This is a genomic window from Caproiciproducens faecalis, from assembly GCF_019448085.1.
Taxonomy (GTDB): domain Bacteria; phylum Bacillota; class Clostridia; order Oscillospirales; family Acutalibacteraceae; genus Caproiciproducens; species Caproiciproducens faecalis.
The window spans coordinates 11,367-26,886 of the sequence record NZ_JAGFNZ010000005.1; the positions used below are offsets into that span (position 1 = coordinate 11,367).

At 50.7% G+C, this 15,520-nt stretch carries 9 protein-coding genes and 1 pseudogene; 4 read left to right on the forward strand and 6 right to left on the reverse strand.

Annotated elements, in window-relative coordinates; genetic code table 11:
- The first annotated feature begins 143 nt into the window (after positions 1-143).
- Complete coding sequence (mgtA, locus tag J5W02_RS11935; protein WP_219965931.1) at positions 144-2,795, forward strand: magnesium-translocating P-type ATPase; 2,652 nt, start codon at positions 144-146, stop codon at positions 2,793-2,795.
- A gap of 38 nt (positions 2,796-2,833) precedes the next feature.
- On the opposite strand, the gene J5W02_RS11940 is transcribed toward mgtA, so the two are convergent.
- Complete coding sequence (locus J5W02_RS11940; RefSeq protein ID WP_219966159.1) at positions 2,834-4,111, reverse strand: LysM peptidoglycan-binding domain-containing protein; 1,278 nt, start codon at positions 4,109-4,111, stop codon at positions 2,834-2,836.
- Positions 4,112-4,319: 208 nt separating this feature from the next.
- Between J5W02_RS11940 and J5W02_RS11945 the strand changes: the two are divergent.
- Positions 4,320-5,074 (forward strand): annotated as a pseudogene (locus J5W02_RS11945) (MerR family transcriptional regulator).
- A 162-nt stretch (positions 5,075-5,236) separates the two neighbouring features.
- Here the strand turns inward: J5W02_RS11945 and J5W02_RS11950 are convergent.
- The 5 genes from J5W02_RS11950 to J5W02_RS11970 form a co-directional block, all read right to left on the reverse strand.
- Complete coding sequence (locus J5W02_RS11950; protein WP_219965932.1) at positions 5,237-7,186, reverse strand: DUF2207 domain-containing protein; 1,950 nt, start codon at positions 7,184-7,186, stop codon at positions 5,237-5,239.
- Between the two features lie 27 nt (positions 7,187-7,213).
- Positions 7,214-7,771, reverse strand: coding sequence for a LemA family protein (locus tag J5W02_RS11955; RefSeq protein ID WP_255575733.1), 558 nt, complete (start codon positions 7,769-7,771; stop codon positions 7,214-7,216).
- Positions 7,772-7,938: 167 nt separating this feature from the next.
- Positions 7,939-8,580, reverse strand: coding sequence for a redox-sensing transcriptional repressor Rex (locus J5W02_RS11960; RefSeq protein ID WP_219965933.1), 642 nt, complete (start codon positions 8,578-8,580; stop codon positions 7,939-7,941).
- Positions 8,581-8,610: 30 nt separating this feature from the next.
- Complete coding sequence (locus J5W02_RS11965; RefSeq protein WP_219965934.1) at positions 8,611-9,819, reverse strand: NADP-dependent isocitrate dehydrogenase; 1,209 nt, start codon at positions 9,817-9,819, stop codon at positions 8,611-8,613.
- Positions 9,820-9,868: 49 nt separating this feature from the next.
- Entirely contained in the window at positions 9,869-11,803 is a 1,935-nt protein-coding gene (locus tag J5W02_RS11970) for an aconitate hydratase (RefSeq protein WP_219965935.1), read from the reverse strand.
- Between the two features lie 243 nt (positions 11,804-12,046).
- On the opposite strand from J5W02_RS11970, the gene J5W02_RS11975 reads away from it, so the two are divergent.
- Both J5W02_RS11975 and J5W02_RS11980 read left to right on the forward strand, forming a co-directional pair.
- Complete coding sequence (locus tag J5W02_RS11975) at positions 12,047-12,880, forward strand: ClpP family protease (RefSeq protein ID WP_219965936.1); 834 nt, start codon at positions 12,047-12,049, stop codon at positions 12,878-12,880.
- A 144-nt stretch (positions 12,881-13,024) separates the two neighbouring features.
- Positions 13,025-15,520 carry an FtsK/SpoIIIE family DNA translocase gene (locus tag J5W02_RS11980; RefSeq protein WP_330659758.1) on the forward strand — a complete coding sequence of 832 codons (2,496 nt, stop codon included), beginning with the start codon at positions 13,025-13,027 and terminating at the stop codon, positions 15,518-15,520.

Here is a 15,520-nt window from a genome sequence, read left to right on the forward strand (position 1 = left end):
GACTTCCCTGTTTTAAAGGACTATCATCTGCTTGTAATTGAATAGTATGTGATAGCAAATACAATTTATTGTCCCCCTGCCTCACAAAAAATTGGGCAGGGGGATTCCTGTCTTTATAAGTTTTTGAAAGAGAGGCGCGGAAAATGAAAAAGGATATGCAGACCGGCGGAAGCAGCGCGCAGTCTATAGCGAAAAAGCTGACGGAGTTCTCCCGAATGGAGAAGTATATGCTGCTTTCCGCTCTGAAAACCAGAGAAAAAGGCCTTGACATTGTGGATGTGGAGATGTTTTCAGAGGAATACAAAAGCAATGAAATTTCTCATGAAAAACCGAAGCCGTGGTATGTGCAGCTGGTAAAAGCCTTTGTAAATCCTTTTACCCTTGTTCTGCTGATTATCGCCGCAATTTCGTTTCTGACAGAGGTGGTACTTGCTAAGCCGGATGAAAAAAGTCCCGCGGCCGTGATTGTCATTCTTTTTCTGGTGCTCGTCAGCGGGGGACTGCGTTTCTTTCAGGAGTTCCGTTCCGGGAAGGAAGCGGAAGGATTAAAATCCATGGTCAAGACGACCGCTACGGTTATCCGCCGTGAAAATGGCCGGGAAGAGATTCCGATGACGGAACTGCTGCCCGGCGATATTGTTGCGCTGTCCGGCGGCGATATGATTCCGGCGGATGTCAGAATCTTAAAGGCAAAGGATTTATTTGTCAGTCAGTCCGCTCTGACGGGGGAGTCCGAACCGGTGGAAAAGTACCCGGAACCGGATAAAATCACCGAAGGGCATAACCTGTTTGATCTGCGGAATATCTGTTTCATGGGCACCAACGTCATCAGCGGCTCCGCAACCGCCGTTGTGCTGGCTACCGGTGACAATACCTATTTCGGCAATATGGCCCGGGAACTTTCGGGCGATCGTGCTCCCACCAGCTTTGACAAAGGTGTAAATTCCATCAGTTATCTGCTGATTCGCTTTATGGTCGTCATGGTGCCGATTGTGTTCCTGATTAACGGCATTACCAAGCACGATTGGATAGAAGCGCTTCTTTTCGCTATTTCTGTTGCCATCGGCCTGACGCCGGAAATGCTGCCGATGATCGTTACCACCAATCTGGCAAAGGGCGCCGTCAGCATGTCGCGCCAGAAGACGGTCGTTAAACACCTGAATTCCATCCAGAATTTCGGCGCAATGGATATCCTCTGTACCGACAAGACCGGCACGCTGACACGCGACGAGATCATTATTGAAAGGCATTTGAACGTGCAGGGGGAGGAAGATATTCGTGTACTTAAGCACGCCTATCTGAACAGCTATTTTCAGACCGGGCTGAAAAACCTCATTGATCTGGCCATCATCGAAAAGGCCGGTGAAGAGAGCGTTACTTATCTGAATAATGAATATTTGAAAGTCGATGAAATCCCGTTTGACTTTTCCCGCCGCAGAATGAGCGTTGTATTGAAGGACAGAACCGGCAAAACTCAGGTGATTACCAAAGGCGCGGTGGAAGAGGTCATGGAAATCTGTTCCTTCTGTGAATACGACGGTCAGGTTGTCCCGCTCACGGGCGAGCTGCGGGCGCAGGTGGTGCGCATGACCGATGAGCTGAACGCGCAGGGCATGAGGGTGATTGCGGTCGCGCAGAAAAAAGATCCCGCCGTGGAGGGCGTTTTCGGAGTCAAGGACGAAAGCAATATGACTCTGATGGGGTATCTGGGTCTTTTGGATCCGCCTAAGGAATCCGCCGCCACCGCAATCCGCGCGCTGAAAGAATACGGCGTACAGGTTAAGGTACTGACCGGTGATAATGAGGGGGTTACGCAGAAAATCTGCGGCGAAGTCGGTCTGCCGATTGATAAAATTCTGCTTGGTTCTCAAATCGAAAAAATGAGTGAGGATGAACTCCTCAAACAGGTGGAAGATACCACGGTTTTCGCCAAACTTTCTCCGATTCAGAAAGCGCGGGTTGTCAATGCGCTTCAGCAGCTGGGTCATACCGTCGGGTTTATGGGTGACGGCATCAATGACGCTCAGGCGCTGAGCAAAGCGGATGTCGGTATTTCCGTGGATACCGCGGTGGACATTGCCAAGGAGAGCGCCGACATTATCCTGTTGGAAAAGGACCTGATGGTACTGGAGCACGGCGTGATTGAAGGCCGGAAGATCTTCGGAAATATCATTAAATATATCAAAATGACGGCAAGCTCCAACTTCGGAAATATGCTTTCCATGCTCGTTGCAAGTGCGTTTTTGCCGTTTCTACCAATGATGCCCGTACAGATTCTGGTACTGAATCTGTTATATAATATTTCCCAGATTTCCATTCCATGGGACAACATGGATGTGGATTATCTGCGTGTGCCGCGCAAATGGGAAGCCTCCAGCATCGGAAAATTCATGATCTTTATCGGGCCGGTCAGCTCCGTGTTCGACATTGCCACCTATTTGCTGATGTGGTTTGCTTTCGGCTGCAATAGCGCCTCCAACCCTGCACTCGTCGCGCTGTTCAACGCAGGCTGGTTTGTGGAAAGCCTGATTTCACAGACGCTGATTATTCATCTGATCCGCACGCCTAAGCTGCCGTTTATCCAGAGCCGCGCGGCTTCTCCCGTTGTGCTGCTGACTACGGTGATTATGGCAATCGGTGTAGCGATTCCGTTTACCCCGCTGGGCGCCTATCTGGGACTTGCGGCACTGCCGCTTTCTTATTTCGGCTGGCTCGCGCTGATCGTGCTGGGATATACCCTGCTTGCGCAGCTTGTCAAATCCGTTTATATCAGAAAAAACCGGTCGTGGCTGTAACAAAGAAAGGGCTGAGTGTTTCACTCAGCCCTTTCGGGTTATCTCACTTTTCTGATGTTGTACATGGAATTCAGTACAATCCAGTTTTGGGGGAAGAAGCTGTTAATGGTCCAGTAGCTTACCCCTCCCAGATCATATTTGTCTACCAGCTCGAGCTTTGCCTGTATGCTTCTGGCGTCCTCAAACCAGACGACATGCTGCTTTCCGTTTTCATAATAGTTGAAAAACGGCGATTGTGCCTTTGTGTCAAACAGGATTTGCGCGCCCACTCTGGAAGCCAGACTGACGGCGCCGGGATTTGTCAGGGAACGCGCCGAACTGCCTTGAACGAAAGGCAGTGTCCAGTCGTAGCCGTAATTGGGAATTCCCATCAGAATCTTTTTGCTGGGAATTACAGTAACGGCATATTGAAGTACGTCCTCCACCAGATTCACAGGAGCGACCGCGCGGGGCGGGCCGTAGGTGTAGCCCCACTCGTAGGTCATCAGAATGACATGGTCGACCAGCGCACCGTGGGCGCCGTAGTCGTGCGCTTCGTACAGCAGTCCCGGCTGATCTTCACTTGTTTTAGGCGCGAGCGCGGTGGTGACAGTATAGCCCAGTGGGTGCAGTCTGTCTGTGACTTTTTTGATGAATCCGGTGTAAAGGTCTTTGTCCCTTGGAAAGATATATTCAAAGTCGATATCCAGACCGAAATATTTCTTTTCATTCAGCGTTCTTACAATGTTCTCCAGAAGGGTGTTCTGAATATCCGGGTTTGTAAGAATGGTGTGAGCCAATTCGCTGTTAAAGCTGGCGCCCTCTTTGATGTTGGTGATAACCATCATAGGACCCACGTTGTACCTGCGTGCTGCTTCAATCAGTGGGGTGTCCTGTATAGGGGCAAGACTGCCGTCAGGACGGACCTGATAGCTGAAAATACTGAGGTAGGTGAGGTTGGGCAAAGTATTTTCCAGCACGTTGGTGTTGATGTTTGGAAAAGCGTATCCGTTTACATCAATGGTACCCAGCTTTTCGGCAGAGAGGGGAATGATAATCACCTGACCTGCCTTGATCTTGGACGGGTCGGTAATGGAAGGATTCGCGCTTAGAATACGGAACACCGTGGTGTTATAACGCCGGGCAATCGAATACAGCGATTCGCCGGGGGTTACGGTGTGGTTGACACTGTCCGCATCCACCACAATCGCCTGACCGATCATCAGCCGCTCCGTGTCCTCCAGACTGTTGTCGGCGATAATCTTCTGTATAGAGACGCCGTACCGACTGGAGAGAGAATAGACGCTGTCTCCCTGACGCACTACATGGATTACCAAAGCCATCACACCTTTTCAATAGAATGACTGTAAACGGCTGTTCCTCCTAATTGAAGGGCCGTTTTCTATCAGTATATGAGGCTGAATTCCGGCGTATTCCACCGGACGGGATTTCAAGCGGGGACAGACCATAGAAATTTATTGAAAAAAGATGTTGACATTGACGTTACGGAAAGGTGTATGATCTTTTTGCAAAGGAGGGAATTTCATGGAATACACCATTCAGAAACTGGCGCGCATGTCGGGCGTTACTACACGAACCCTGCGGTACTATGATGAGATCAATCTCCTTAAGCCGGCTAGGATGAGCTCATCCGGATACCGTATCTACGGGCAGGAACAGGTCGACCGCCTGCAGCAAATCCTGTTTTACCGTGAGCTGGACGTCGGTTTGGATGAAATTGGCAGGCTGCTCAGTTCACCGGATTTTACGGTAAAGGACGCGCTGAGCTCCCACCGTGAAATCTCCTTGCCAAACGGGCGCGGCTTGACGCGCTCATTGCCAATGTGGAAAAAACACTGGCTTATGCGAAAGGAGAACAAGACATGGCCGATCAGGAAAAATTTGAAGGCTTTAAACAGAAGCTCGTTGATGAAAACGAACAAAAATACGGTGCGGAGATCCGTGAAAAATACGGCGAAGAAGCCGTGAACAGGAGTAATCAAAAGCTAAAAAATATGACACAGGAAGAATACGACCGGATTACCGCTCTGAATGAGGAACTGATGCAGACGCTTTTAAAAGCGTATCAGACGGGCGACCCGGCCGGAGAACTCGCGCAGCGCGCGGCGGATCTGCATCGTCAGTGGCTGTCTTTCTACTGGGACAGCTACAGTAAAGAAGCGCACGCTGGAGTTGCACAGATGTATGTGGATGACCCGCGTTTCACCGCCTATTATGACAAAAAGCAGCCTGGATTGGCCGCGTTTCTGCGTGATGCGGTCCTGATTTATACAGCGTAATATCCGGCCTCCTGCGCCTTTCCATTCCAAAAACCCGCACAAATAAAGAACCGGTAAACTCAAAGGTTTACCGGTTCTGTTCTTTGCCGCTTTAGCGGCAGCCTGTAAAAGTCATGTGGTTGGTAACCTGCTTCAGTGTGTCTTAAGACGCGCGCCAGTACCTTATCTGGCGCCGCCTCCTCCGCCGCCTCCAAAGCCTCCGCCGCCGCCGCCGAAGCCTCCGCCTCCAAAACCACCGCCGCCGAAGCCGCCCGAACCTCCCGAAGATTGCGGGGGATGGGCAAGACGCGTGGCCGAAGTGCTGATGTTGCTGATGGTGCTGCCCAGCACGGAGCCGAAGTCGCTGCCGATGTGGCTGAATCCGCCCATGCCGACGGAACGCCCGAACATGTAGTACATATAGCTGCCCCCATAGTTCGTGTAGAGGTAGCCGTCGTCATTCAGCTGAGGATAAACCATTTTGAGCTGATCGCAGACCTTTTTGGAAATACCCATCATGGTTGCGTAAACCAGGTATTCCTCCCAAAGCGTAAGCTCCGGAACGCCGTATTCTTTCATGCGCGAGAATTCGAGCATGTATTTTTCCAGTCCGTGCCACACGGCGTAGTCATATTCGCCCTTTGCACTCAGCCTTGTTTTGCCGCTGGCGGCCACTAATAACAGAATCCCGAAAATCAGGAATCCTAGGGGAATGTAGACCAGCCAGCCGCCTGTAAGCAAAAGAATCGCAACGGCTCCCGCAATGCTGAGAATTCCCAGAAGGGAACTGCCCGTTAAAAAGGAGGGCCGGTGCTCATAATATCCCCGCGCGGCGATTTCTCTCTTTGTCTGCGACAAAAAGTTCTCCATACTGCTGTCGATGTATTTGCTGTGGTCTTTGGCGTATTTTTCAAACTGCTTCATGGTAAACCGGTCACCGTACGATGACGCAACGGTGGCAATCATATCGTAAAAGGTCTGCTCGCTTTGTGTGAGCGGCAGTTGTTTGGTATTTCCCAAGATGTTTACCATAAACTCTTTTTTCTCACTGGAGTCAAACCCGACGTATCCCTTGCGCGCCAGACTCATCAGCGTGGCGCTGAAAACACGCCCCTCTTCTTTGCTGGTTACGCCGCCGCTGTAGTAGTAAAACAGGTTTGCGGCGCCGCCGGGGGAGCTGCCCTCCGGAATCTCGCGGGTGTATTCGGGAGCATCCACTTGATACGGTTTGGCTTTCTTTTTCAGCCATATCAGAATGAAAATTCCCGCTATCACCAGAACAACTCCGGCTACGGCATCCACTACGCCGATAATATAGTTCATGCGCTGCTTTTCAGCCCATTCATCCGCCCACTTCTGCTCTTCCTTTTCAATGTCGCTCAGGACATTTGCCGTACTGATCCTTGTGGAGGCGGGGAACAGGGAAACGGGCATGCAAACGCGGGTTTCCACCAGCGTCTCCGGTGGAACCTTGTTCGCAGTAAACGTTATCTGAGTGGGAGAGTTGACGGTTAACTGGCTCTGTGCGGTGCAGTGGAGCCATCCCTTTACTTCTTTGTCCTTTGCGCCGGCCGGAAGAGAAATGGTGCCGTGCAGCTGAGTAATCGGAATACTGAATTTATTTCCGATAAAAGCGTTGTACAGGACGGAAGTATCCCCGTATACAGCTACAAGGTTCTTGATGGTATAGGAAACCCTGAAATTGCGTACGCCGCTTTCGATTGACGGCATGAACCAGCCGATTTCCGTATCCTGTGCCGTATTGTAAATATAACAGACATTGTCCTCGGAAAAATAACCGCTCGTCGGGTTAACATCGTCACGGAAGCTGTACTTAACGTTTTCATCCATGTCGTAAACGGATAAGTTTTCGATTCCGCTGGCCTGCTTTTCATTCACCGGAAAGGTTTTATACAGGTTGCTGTAAGGTTTTCCTCGGCCCTCCAGATTGATGTGCCAGGTTTCCGTTACCTGCATATCGCCGTTGCTGCTGAGCTGAGAAACGATATCCAGATTTTCCAAAGTCTGCTTTGCACCGTGCTTGTAACCGTCGGCGCTGCTGCCGATGATAAAAAGAACCAATAGGATAGCGGCAACGGCCGCAGCCATCCCGCCAAAAAGCTTCTTGGCCAATCTGTATGCTCCTTCCTTCGCTGAAAATCAGAATTTTACCTGTGGTACGGCTTTGTCCGCTTCCGCGATTTCAAAGTATTTCTTCTGTCCGAAATGGAAGATGGAAGCAATAATGTTGGACGGGAAATGCATGACATATTCGTTGTATTTCATTGCGGTATCGTTGTAAAACTGGCGGGCAAAAGCAATCTTGCTTTCAATGTCCTTCAGCTGCCCCTGCAGGTCCAGAAAATTCTGGTTTGCTTTCAAATCCGGGTACTGTTCCGCCGTAGCAAACAAATTTACCATTGCGCGGGAAAGCTTAGCATTGTTCTCCATTGCCTCTTCGGGCGTTTTAGAGCTCATTGCCGCGCTGCGCCATTTTGTGACCTCTTCCAAGGTCGATTTTTCATGAGAAGCATATCCCTTGACGGTTTCCACAAGGTTGGGGATAAGGTCAAACCTCTTTTTCAGCTGAACGTCAACCTGTGCCCACCCGTTGTCAACTCTTACCGAAAAAGAGACAAGCTTGTTGTACATGCCTGTAACAGAGAAAATGATAATCAGAATAACAGCGGCAATAATGCCAAATGTGATCCAACCCATGATGTTGTACCTCCTAATGATAGCAAATTCAATCGGCGGGTGTCTCCTGCCGCAGCCCCGTTTCAGGGTAATTGCTGTATTGAAATAATATCATACTTTACAGGAAAAGAAAAGTCGGAAGAAGGAAAAAGGGGAAAGAACCATCGCTCTTTCCCCTGACAGTATGTTCATTTCTGACTTGGATTTGAAATCCGGTAGCAGAGGGTCATCAGGCTGTCGTTCAAATGAACATTTTCAACAACCGTATCATCATACTTCATCGCAATATCATAATGGCTGAAGTTCCAGTAATTGCGCACGCCCAGATTGTACAGGCGCTCAATTACCGTATGAACGCCGTCGCGGGGGATGCAGAGCACAGCCATGGTTGGCTGCTCTTTCTGGCAAAAATCTTCCAACTCTACCGTGTCGCGTACAATTTGACCGTTGATCCTCGTTCCGGTTTTACTGGGGGAACTATCAAAAATACCGACTAGTCTAAACCCTTCATCGTCAAACGACATGTGAGATGCGATTGCTCTTCCCAGATTTCCGGCTCCGATCAGAATCGCTTTATATTCATTGGAAAGTCCCAGAATATTTCCGATTTCATCACAGAGCTGGTCAACAATATATCCGTAGCCCTGCTGGCCGAACCCGCCGAAGCAGTTCAGGTCCTGACGGATCTGTGAGGCGGTCAGCCCCAGCTTTACGGAAAGCTCGGTGGAAGAGATTCTGGTAACCCCTTTTTGCTTCAGATGGGTTAAAAAACGATAGTAACGGGGCAATCTTCTGATTACCGACATTGAAATATTTTCGCGTCTTGGCATACGCTTTACCTCCGTAATTCTGTATCCGGCTTAGAGCAGCCGAATCAGACTTTTATTGACTTCCTTTAAAAAGGTTTCGGTGTCAACTGCAGTTTTGTTTGGCAGAGTGGAAAGGGCGGCAAGGTCACCGGTCATCATGCCGTTTTCAACTGTCTGAACAGATGCCTTTTCGAGTTTGTCTGCAAAATCCACAAGCGCAGGGAGGTGATCGAGCTCTCCGCGCTTTTTCAGCGCGCCCGTCCAGGCAAACAGAGTAGCCATGGAATTGGTGGAAGTTTTTTCGCCCTTCAGGTGTTTATAATAGTGGCGCTGCACGGTACCGTGAGCTGCTTCATATTCATAAATCCCGTCCGGTGAAACGAGCACGCTCGTCATCATGGCAAGGCTGCCAAACGCAGTTGCAACCATATCGCTCATAACGTCGCCGTCGTAATTTTTACAGGCCCAGATGTATCCGCCTTCTGAACGGATTACACGGGCGACCGCGTCGTCAATGAGGGTGTAAAAATAGGTAATACCGGCTTTTTCAAATTTTTCTTTATATTCTGTTTCGTAAGTTTCCTGAAAAATATCCTTGAAACGATGATCGTATTTTTTTGAAATCGTATCCTTTGTGGAGAACCAGACATCCTGCTTTACGTCAAGCGCGTAGCTAAAGCAGGAATGGGCAAAACTTTCAATGCTTTTGTCTATGTTGTGCTGGCCCTGAATAATGCCCGATGTCTCAAAATCATGAATCAGCGAGCGTTCTTCGGTGCCGTCCGCCTTTGTAACGACCAGCTCGGCCTTTGCGCCGGCGGGAACGGTCATCTCCGTGTTTCGGTAAATGTCACCGTAGGCGTGACGCGCAATGGTAATCGGTTTTTTCCATGTTGTGATAAAGGGCGTAATCCCTTTTACAAGGATGGGGGAACGGAAAACGGTTCCGTCCAGAATGGCACGGATGGTTCCGTTCGGGGATTTCCACATTTCTTTCAGGCCGTATTCACGCACTCTGTCCGCGTTTGCGGTAATCGTTGCGCATTTTACGGCAACACCGTATTTTTTTGTAGCGTAAGCGGAATCAAACGTGACCTGGTCGTTGGTTGCGTCGCGGTTTTCCAGGCTAAGGTCGTAATATTCCGTTTTCAGATCAACATAGGGGGTCAGCAGGATCTCTTTAATCATTTTCCAGATGATTCTGGTCATCTCGTCGCCGTCCATTTCGACCAGCGGCGTTGCCATTTGAATTTTATTCATGAATGATCCTCCGTTTACTGTAAGTGTTCCGTAGCGTCAAATACGACAATTATTTGTTCTGTTCTTTAATGTAGCTCAGCAGGCCGCCCGCAAGAACGATTTTTCTCTGGCGGTCGCTCAGTACGGCATCCGCTTCAAAGGAGGTGCCCTTCGTCAGATTCTTTACGGTAACGGTTCCGCCGTTTTCAACGGTGGCACGGATGTCCGGCAGCTCCAGCTCATCCATCTGGTCAATTCCATCATAATCCTTCTCATTTTTAAACACGAGCGGCAAAATTCCCGCGTTTGCCAGATTGGCGCAGTGAATGCGGGCAAAGCTCTTTGCAACCACCGCTTTAATTCCCAGGTACAGAGGAACCAGAACGGCGTGTTCACGGGACGAACCCTGGCCGTAGTTGGAGCCGCCTACAACAATTCCCTTGCCGTATTCGCGGCACCGCTCCGGGAATTCCTTGTCGCATACGCCGAAACAGAAGTTGGAAAGGTAGGGAATATTGGAACGGTAGGGAAGAATTTTCGCTCCGGCCGGCATAATGTGGTCGGTCGTAATGTTATCGCCGACCTTCAGCAGCGCCTTAGCGGTAATATCCTGCGGCAGAGCGGTGGTGGTGGGGACTTCCTTAATGTTCGGCCCGCGCAGGACTTCTACGTCCGTTGCTTCCTTCTCATCGGCGGGGGGAACGATCATATTGTCGTTAATCAGGAATTTTTCAGGCTGCTCAATGGGTGCTTCCTCGCCCAGTGTCTGGGGGTTGGTCAGAACGCCGTAGATGGCGGAGGCCGCGGCGGTTTCCGGGCTGACCAGATAAATCTGCCCGTCTGCCGTGCCGGAACGTCCCTCGAAATTACGGTTAAAGGTTCTCAAAGAAATACCGCCGGAATTCGGGGATTGTCCCATACCGATGCAGGGGCCGCAGGCACATTCCAGAATGCGGGCGCCGGCGGAAATCAGGTCGGCAAGCGCGCCGTTCTGCGCCAGCATATTGTAAACCTGTTTGGAGCCGGGCGCAATCGCAAGGCTTACGTCCGGATGAACGGTCTTCCCTTTTAAAATGGAGGCGATCCGCATCATATCGCGGTAAGAGGAGTTGGTGCAGGAACCGATGCAGACCTGATCTACTTTAATGGAACCGATCTCGTCCACGGTTTTTACCGCGTCCGGGCTGTGGGGACAGGCCGCCATCGGCTTTAATTCGGACAGATTGATTTCTATGGTTTCGTCGTATTTTGCGTCGGAGTCCGGTTTGAGCTCCACCCAGTCCTTTTCGCGGCCCTGTGCTTTCAGGAAAGAAAGGGTCACTTCATCAGAGGGGAAGATGGAGGTGGTTGCGCCCAGCTCCGCGCCCATATTGGTAATGGTTGCGCGCTCCGGTACGCTCAGTGTTGCGATGCCGTTCCCGCCGTACTCTACAATTTTGCCCACGCCGCCCTTGACGGACAAAATACGCAGGACTTCCAGAATAATATCTTTTGCGGAAACCCACGGGGAAAGTTTTCCGGTCAGGTTGATGCGAAGCATTTTCGGCATGGTGATGTAATATTCACCGCTGCCCATGGCGACCGCAACGTCCAGTCCGCCGGCACCCATCGCCAGCATGCCGATTCCGCCGCCCGTGGGAGTGTGGCTGTCGGAGCCGATCAGCGTCTTGCCGGGAATTCCGAAGCGTTCCAGATGTACCTGATGGCAGATTCCGTTGCCGGGTCTTGAAAAATAAATGCCGTGTTTTTTGGCTACCGTCTGAATGTAGCGGTGGTCGTCCGCATTTTCAAATCCGGTCTGCAGGGTATTATGATCGATATAAGCGACAGAGCGCTCCGTCTTTACGCGCGGGACGCCCATTGCCTCAAATTCCAGATAAGCCATGGTTCCGGTGGCGTCCTGCGTCAGCGTCTGGTCTATTTTCAAACCGATATCGCTTCCCGGCGTCATTTCACCGCTCAAAAGATGGGTTTTTATAATTTTTTGTGCTAAAGTCAAACTCATTATCAAGCTTCCTTCCCAATTTGGATTTATCACATAGTTAAATATATAACCATTATCCAATAAAAATATGAAAATGTCAATCTATCCAATTACTTTCTGCGAAAGCATTCTATTTTGCCGCTTTATTTTCTTGATGAATATCACAACTGATGATATAATATGGTATTGATCTTTTAAAATACATGTTTGCGTGTATGAGAACAGCCTTCTTACGGCACAATAATGCGGTAGGAGGGATGATTCATGAGTCATAAAAACCTGGAAGATCAAAAGGAAGACCAGAAAGATTATATAAAGCGCGGCAATGATGAGGAAAAAACTGAGAAAACCGAAAAGCAGACCGACCAAATCATTGACACCGGATCGGTCATTACCGGCAACGGGAAACACCTGATTCATTGTTTGACGATTATCGGTCAGATTGAAGGGCACTATATTCTGCCTTCACAAAATAAGACAACAAAATATGAGCATGTCATACCGCAGCTTGTCGCTATAGAGGAAGAACCCACCATAGACGGGCTTTTAATTATTTTGAATACCGTCGGCGGCGATGTGGAAGCGGGACTGGCTCTTGCGGAACTGGTAGCGGGGATGAAAAAGCCAACCGTATCGCTCGTACTGGGCGGAGGTCATTCTATCGGCGTACCGCTTGCGGTTGCGGCCAAGCATTCTTTTATCGCTCCCAGCGCCACGATGACCATTCATCCGGTGCGCATGAACGGGATGCTGCTCGGTGTTCCGCAGACTCTGGAGTATTTTCAGCGCATGCAGGAACGCATTACCCGGTTTGTTACACAGAATTCCCATATTTCCCCCGAGCGCTTTTATGAGCTTTCCATGAACACGCAGGAGCTGGTCATGGACGTGGGCACGGTTCTTGACGGAAACGACGCTGTAACGGAGGGGTTGATCGATTCTCTGGGAAGTCTTTCCGATGCGATCGACTGCCTTTACAACATGATCGATCAGAACAAGGCGCAGCAAAAGAAAGCCGAAACAAAGACCACGCGCACGGGTACCAAGAAGCCGGAAGCCAGAACCGGCAGAACGGCCGCCAAAAGCCGAAACACTTAAAAGTCTGATGGAGAATGAAAAATGGAGCTTTTTCACAGAAACCCTGTTCCTGATTCATTCTTCATCTTTAACTACATAATGAATGACGGATTTTGAAAGCAGACAAAGCAGACACAGAAAATGAAAATATAAGGTGATTTAAAGGTGGCAACTCAAAAAACAAATACGAAAAAGAAAGCGGCGCCCCGCACACAGGGCAAGCCAAAGGCACAGCACCTTTCCGACCGCAGAAAAACGAAGGTGGAGAAGGAAGCCGAATATATCAGACAGCGCAATCAGGTAAACGCGATTGTGATGTTTGCCATGTCCATTCTGATGGTCTGTCTGGTACTGATTGCCGGCGACCATGTTTGGCTGTGGTGTCATAATGTGCTTCTGGGCCTTTTTGGAAGCTGCGCCATCATCTGGCCGATTCTCCTGTGCTACATATCCCTTGTGACGGCTTTTGAACGTCAGAAAAACCGTTTGGGCAGCAAAGTGATTTTTATGGTAATCATCATCGCGCTGTTCTGTGCGGCTGTTTATATTTTTACGGATCGCAACAATACGCCGATTGCTTCCTACTGGGACAGGCTCAAAGATCTTTATACACTGGGCATCCAAAGATCCGGCGCGGGTCTTTTCAGCGGCCTGATCGGAATCCCGTTCGTCGCGGCCCTCGGCTCTACCGGGGCGAAAATCGTCATTATTTTATCCCTTTTTGTAGCGGTTATGATTTTGACGGGGACCAGCCTTGTGCAACTGTTCCGCGCGGTGACCAAGCCGGCGGATATGATGGCTGCCAATTTCAGCAGCGCGCACGAGCAGCGGGCAATTGAACGCGCCCGTAAAGCCAATTCCAATATTGACATTGCGCTTGACCGTGAGGAAATGGCGCAGCGCACCGCACAGGCAAAGGAACAGTCGCAGAAGAACAAAAAGCTGGAACAGCTGGAAAAGGTGTTCGGAGTGAAAGAGCCCGTAGTGGAAAAGATAGAACAGCCCGCGGTTCCGGTTCCTCCGGCTGCGGATAAATCCGGCTCCGCCGCAGCAGCGGCCGCTTATGCCGCCCGTCAGGCTGCCGCACCTCAGCAGCAAGATAGAGTGCCGGAAACCGCCGCCGTCCAGATGACCATGTTTACCGACGAGCCGCCGCAGGACGGTACTTACCATTTCCCGCCGGTTACCATGCTGGAAACCACCAAAGAACTAAGCGAGCAGGATGTTACCGAAGAGCTGAAACTGAACGGACAGATGCTGGTGCAGACGCTGAAAAGCTTTGGCGTTCAGACAAAGATTGTGGATATCAGCCGCGGCCCCGCCGTCACCCGATATGAGCTGCAGCCCGCAGCCGGGGTAAAGATCAGCAAAATCACGAATCTGTCCGACGATATCGCCATGAATCTTGCCGCGTCCGGCGTTCGTATAGAAGCGCCGATTCCCGGCAAAGCCGCCGTCGGCATAGAGGTCCCGAACAAAAAGGTCAGCGTCGTCAGAATGCGTGAGCTGATTGAGTCCAACAGCTTTGGCGCGGCGAAAAGCCGCCTGACCGTCGTGCTTGGGCGCGACATTGCGGGGACGGTCGCAACGGCGGACCTGAGCAAGATGCCCCATCTTCTGATTGCGGGCGCCACGGGTTCCGGTAAATCCGTTTGCATCAACTCGTTTATTGTCAGCCTGCTGTATAAATCTACTCCGGAAGAGGTTCGCTTCCTGATGATCGACCCGAAGGTGGTGGAACTGGGTATTTACAACGGGATTCCTCAGCTTCTGGTCCCGGTCGTCACCGACCCGCGCAAGGCTGCGGGTGCTCTGGGGTGGGCCGTTACGGAAATGCTCAAGCGCTATAAAACCTTTGCGGCGAACAATGTGCGTGATCTGAGCGGATACAATGCACTGGCGGAAAGCAACGGGTTCCAGGACGAAAACGGTCAGCCGATGCCGCGCCTGCCGCAGATTGTCATCATCATTGACGAGCTTGCCGATCTGATGATGGCCGCCCCCAACGAGGTGGAGGACTCCATCTGCCGTCTGGCACAGATGGCGCGTGCCGCCGGTATGCACCTACTGATTGCCACGCAGAGACCTTCCGTCGATGTTATCACGGGTATTATTAAAGCAAATATTCCCAGCCGTATTGCGTTTGCGGTTTCGTCCCAGGTGGACTCCAGAACCATTCTGGACATGGGCGGAGCGGAAAAGCTCCTTGGACGCGGGGACATGCTGTTTTCCCCCGTTGGTTCGCAGAAGCCCACCAGAATTCAGGGCTGTTTTGTCAGCGACAGCGAAATTGAATCCGTTGTGAATTTTGTAAAGAAGTCCCAGGAAGCGGGATATGATAAAAATATTGCCGAAGAAATTGAGAAAAACGCCGTAGCCGAAAAGGACAGCGGGGGAGAAAGCGCCGTAAACGGCGACACCGACCCCATGATGCCGGATGCGGTGAAATGTGTAGTGGAAGCGGGTCAGGCTTCGACCTCTCTCCTCCAGCGCCGTCTGCGCCTCGGCTATGCCCGTGCCGGCCGTCTGGTCGATGAAATGGAGCAGATGGGCATTGTAGGCCCGCACGAAGGCTCCAAGCCGCGTCAGGTGCTCATTACATACCAGCAGTGGCTGGAAATGACCATGCAGCAGGCAGATCAAAAAGAAAGTGAAGAATAA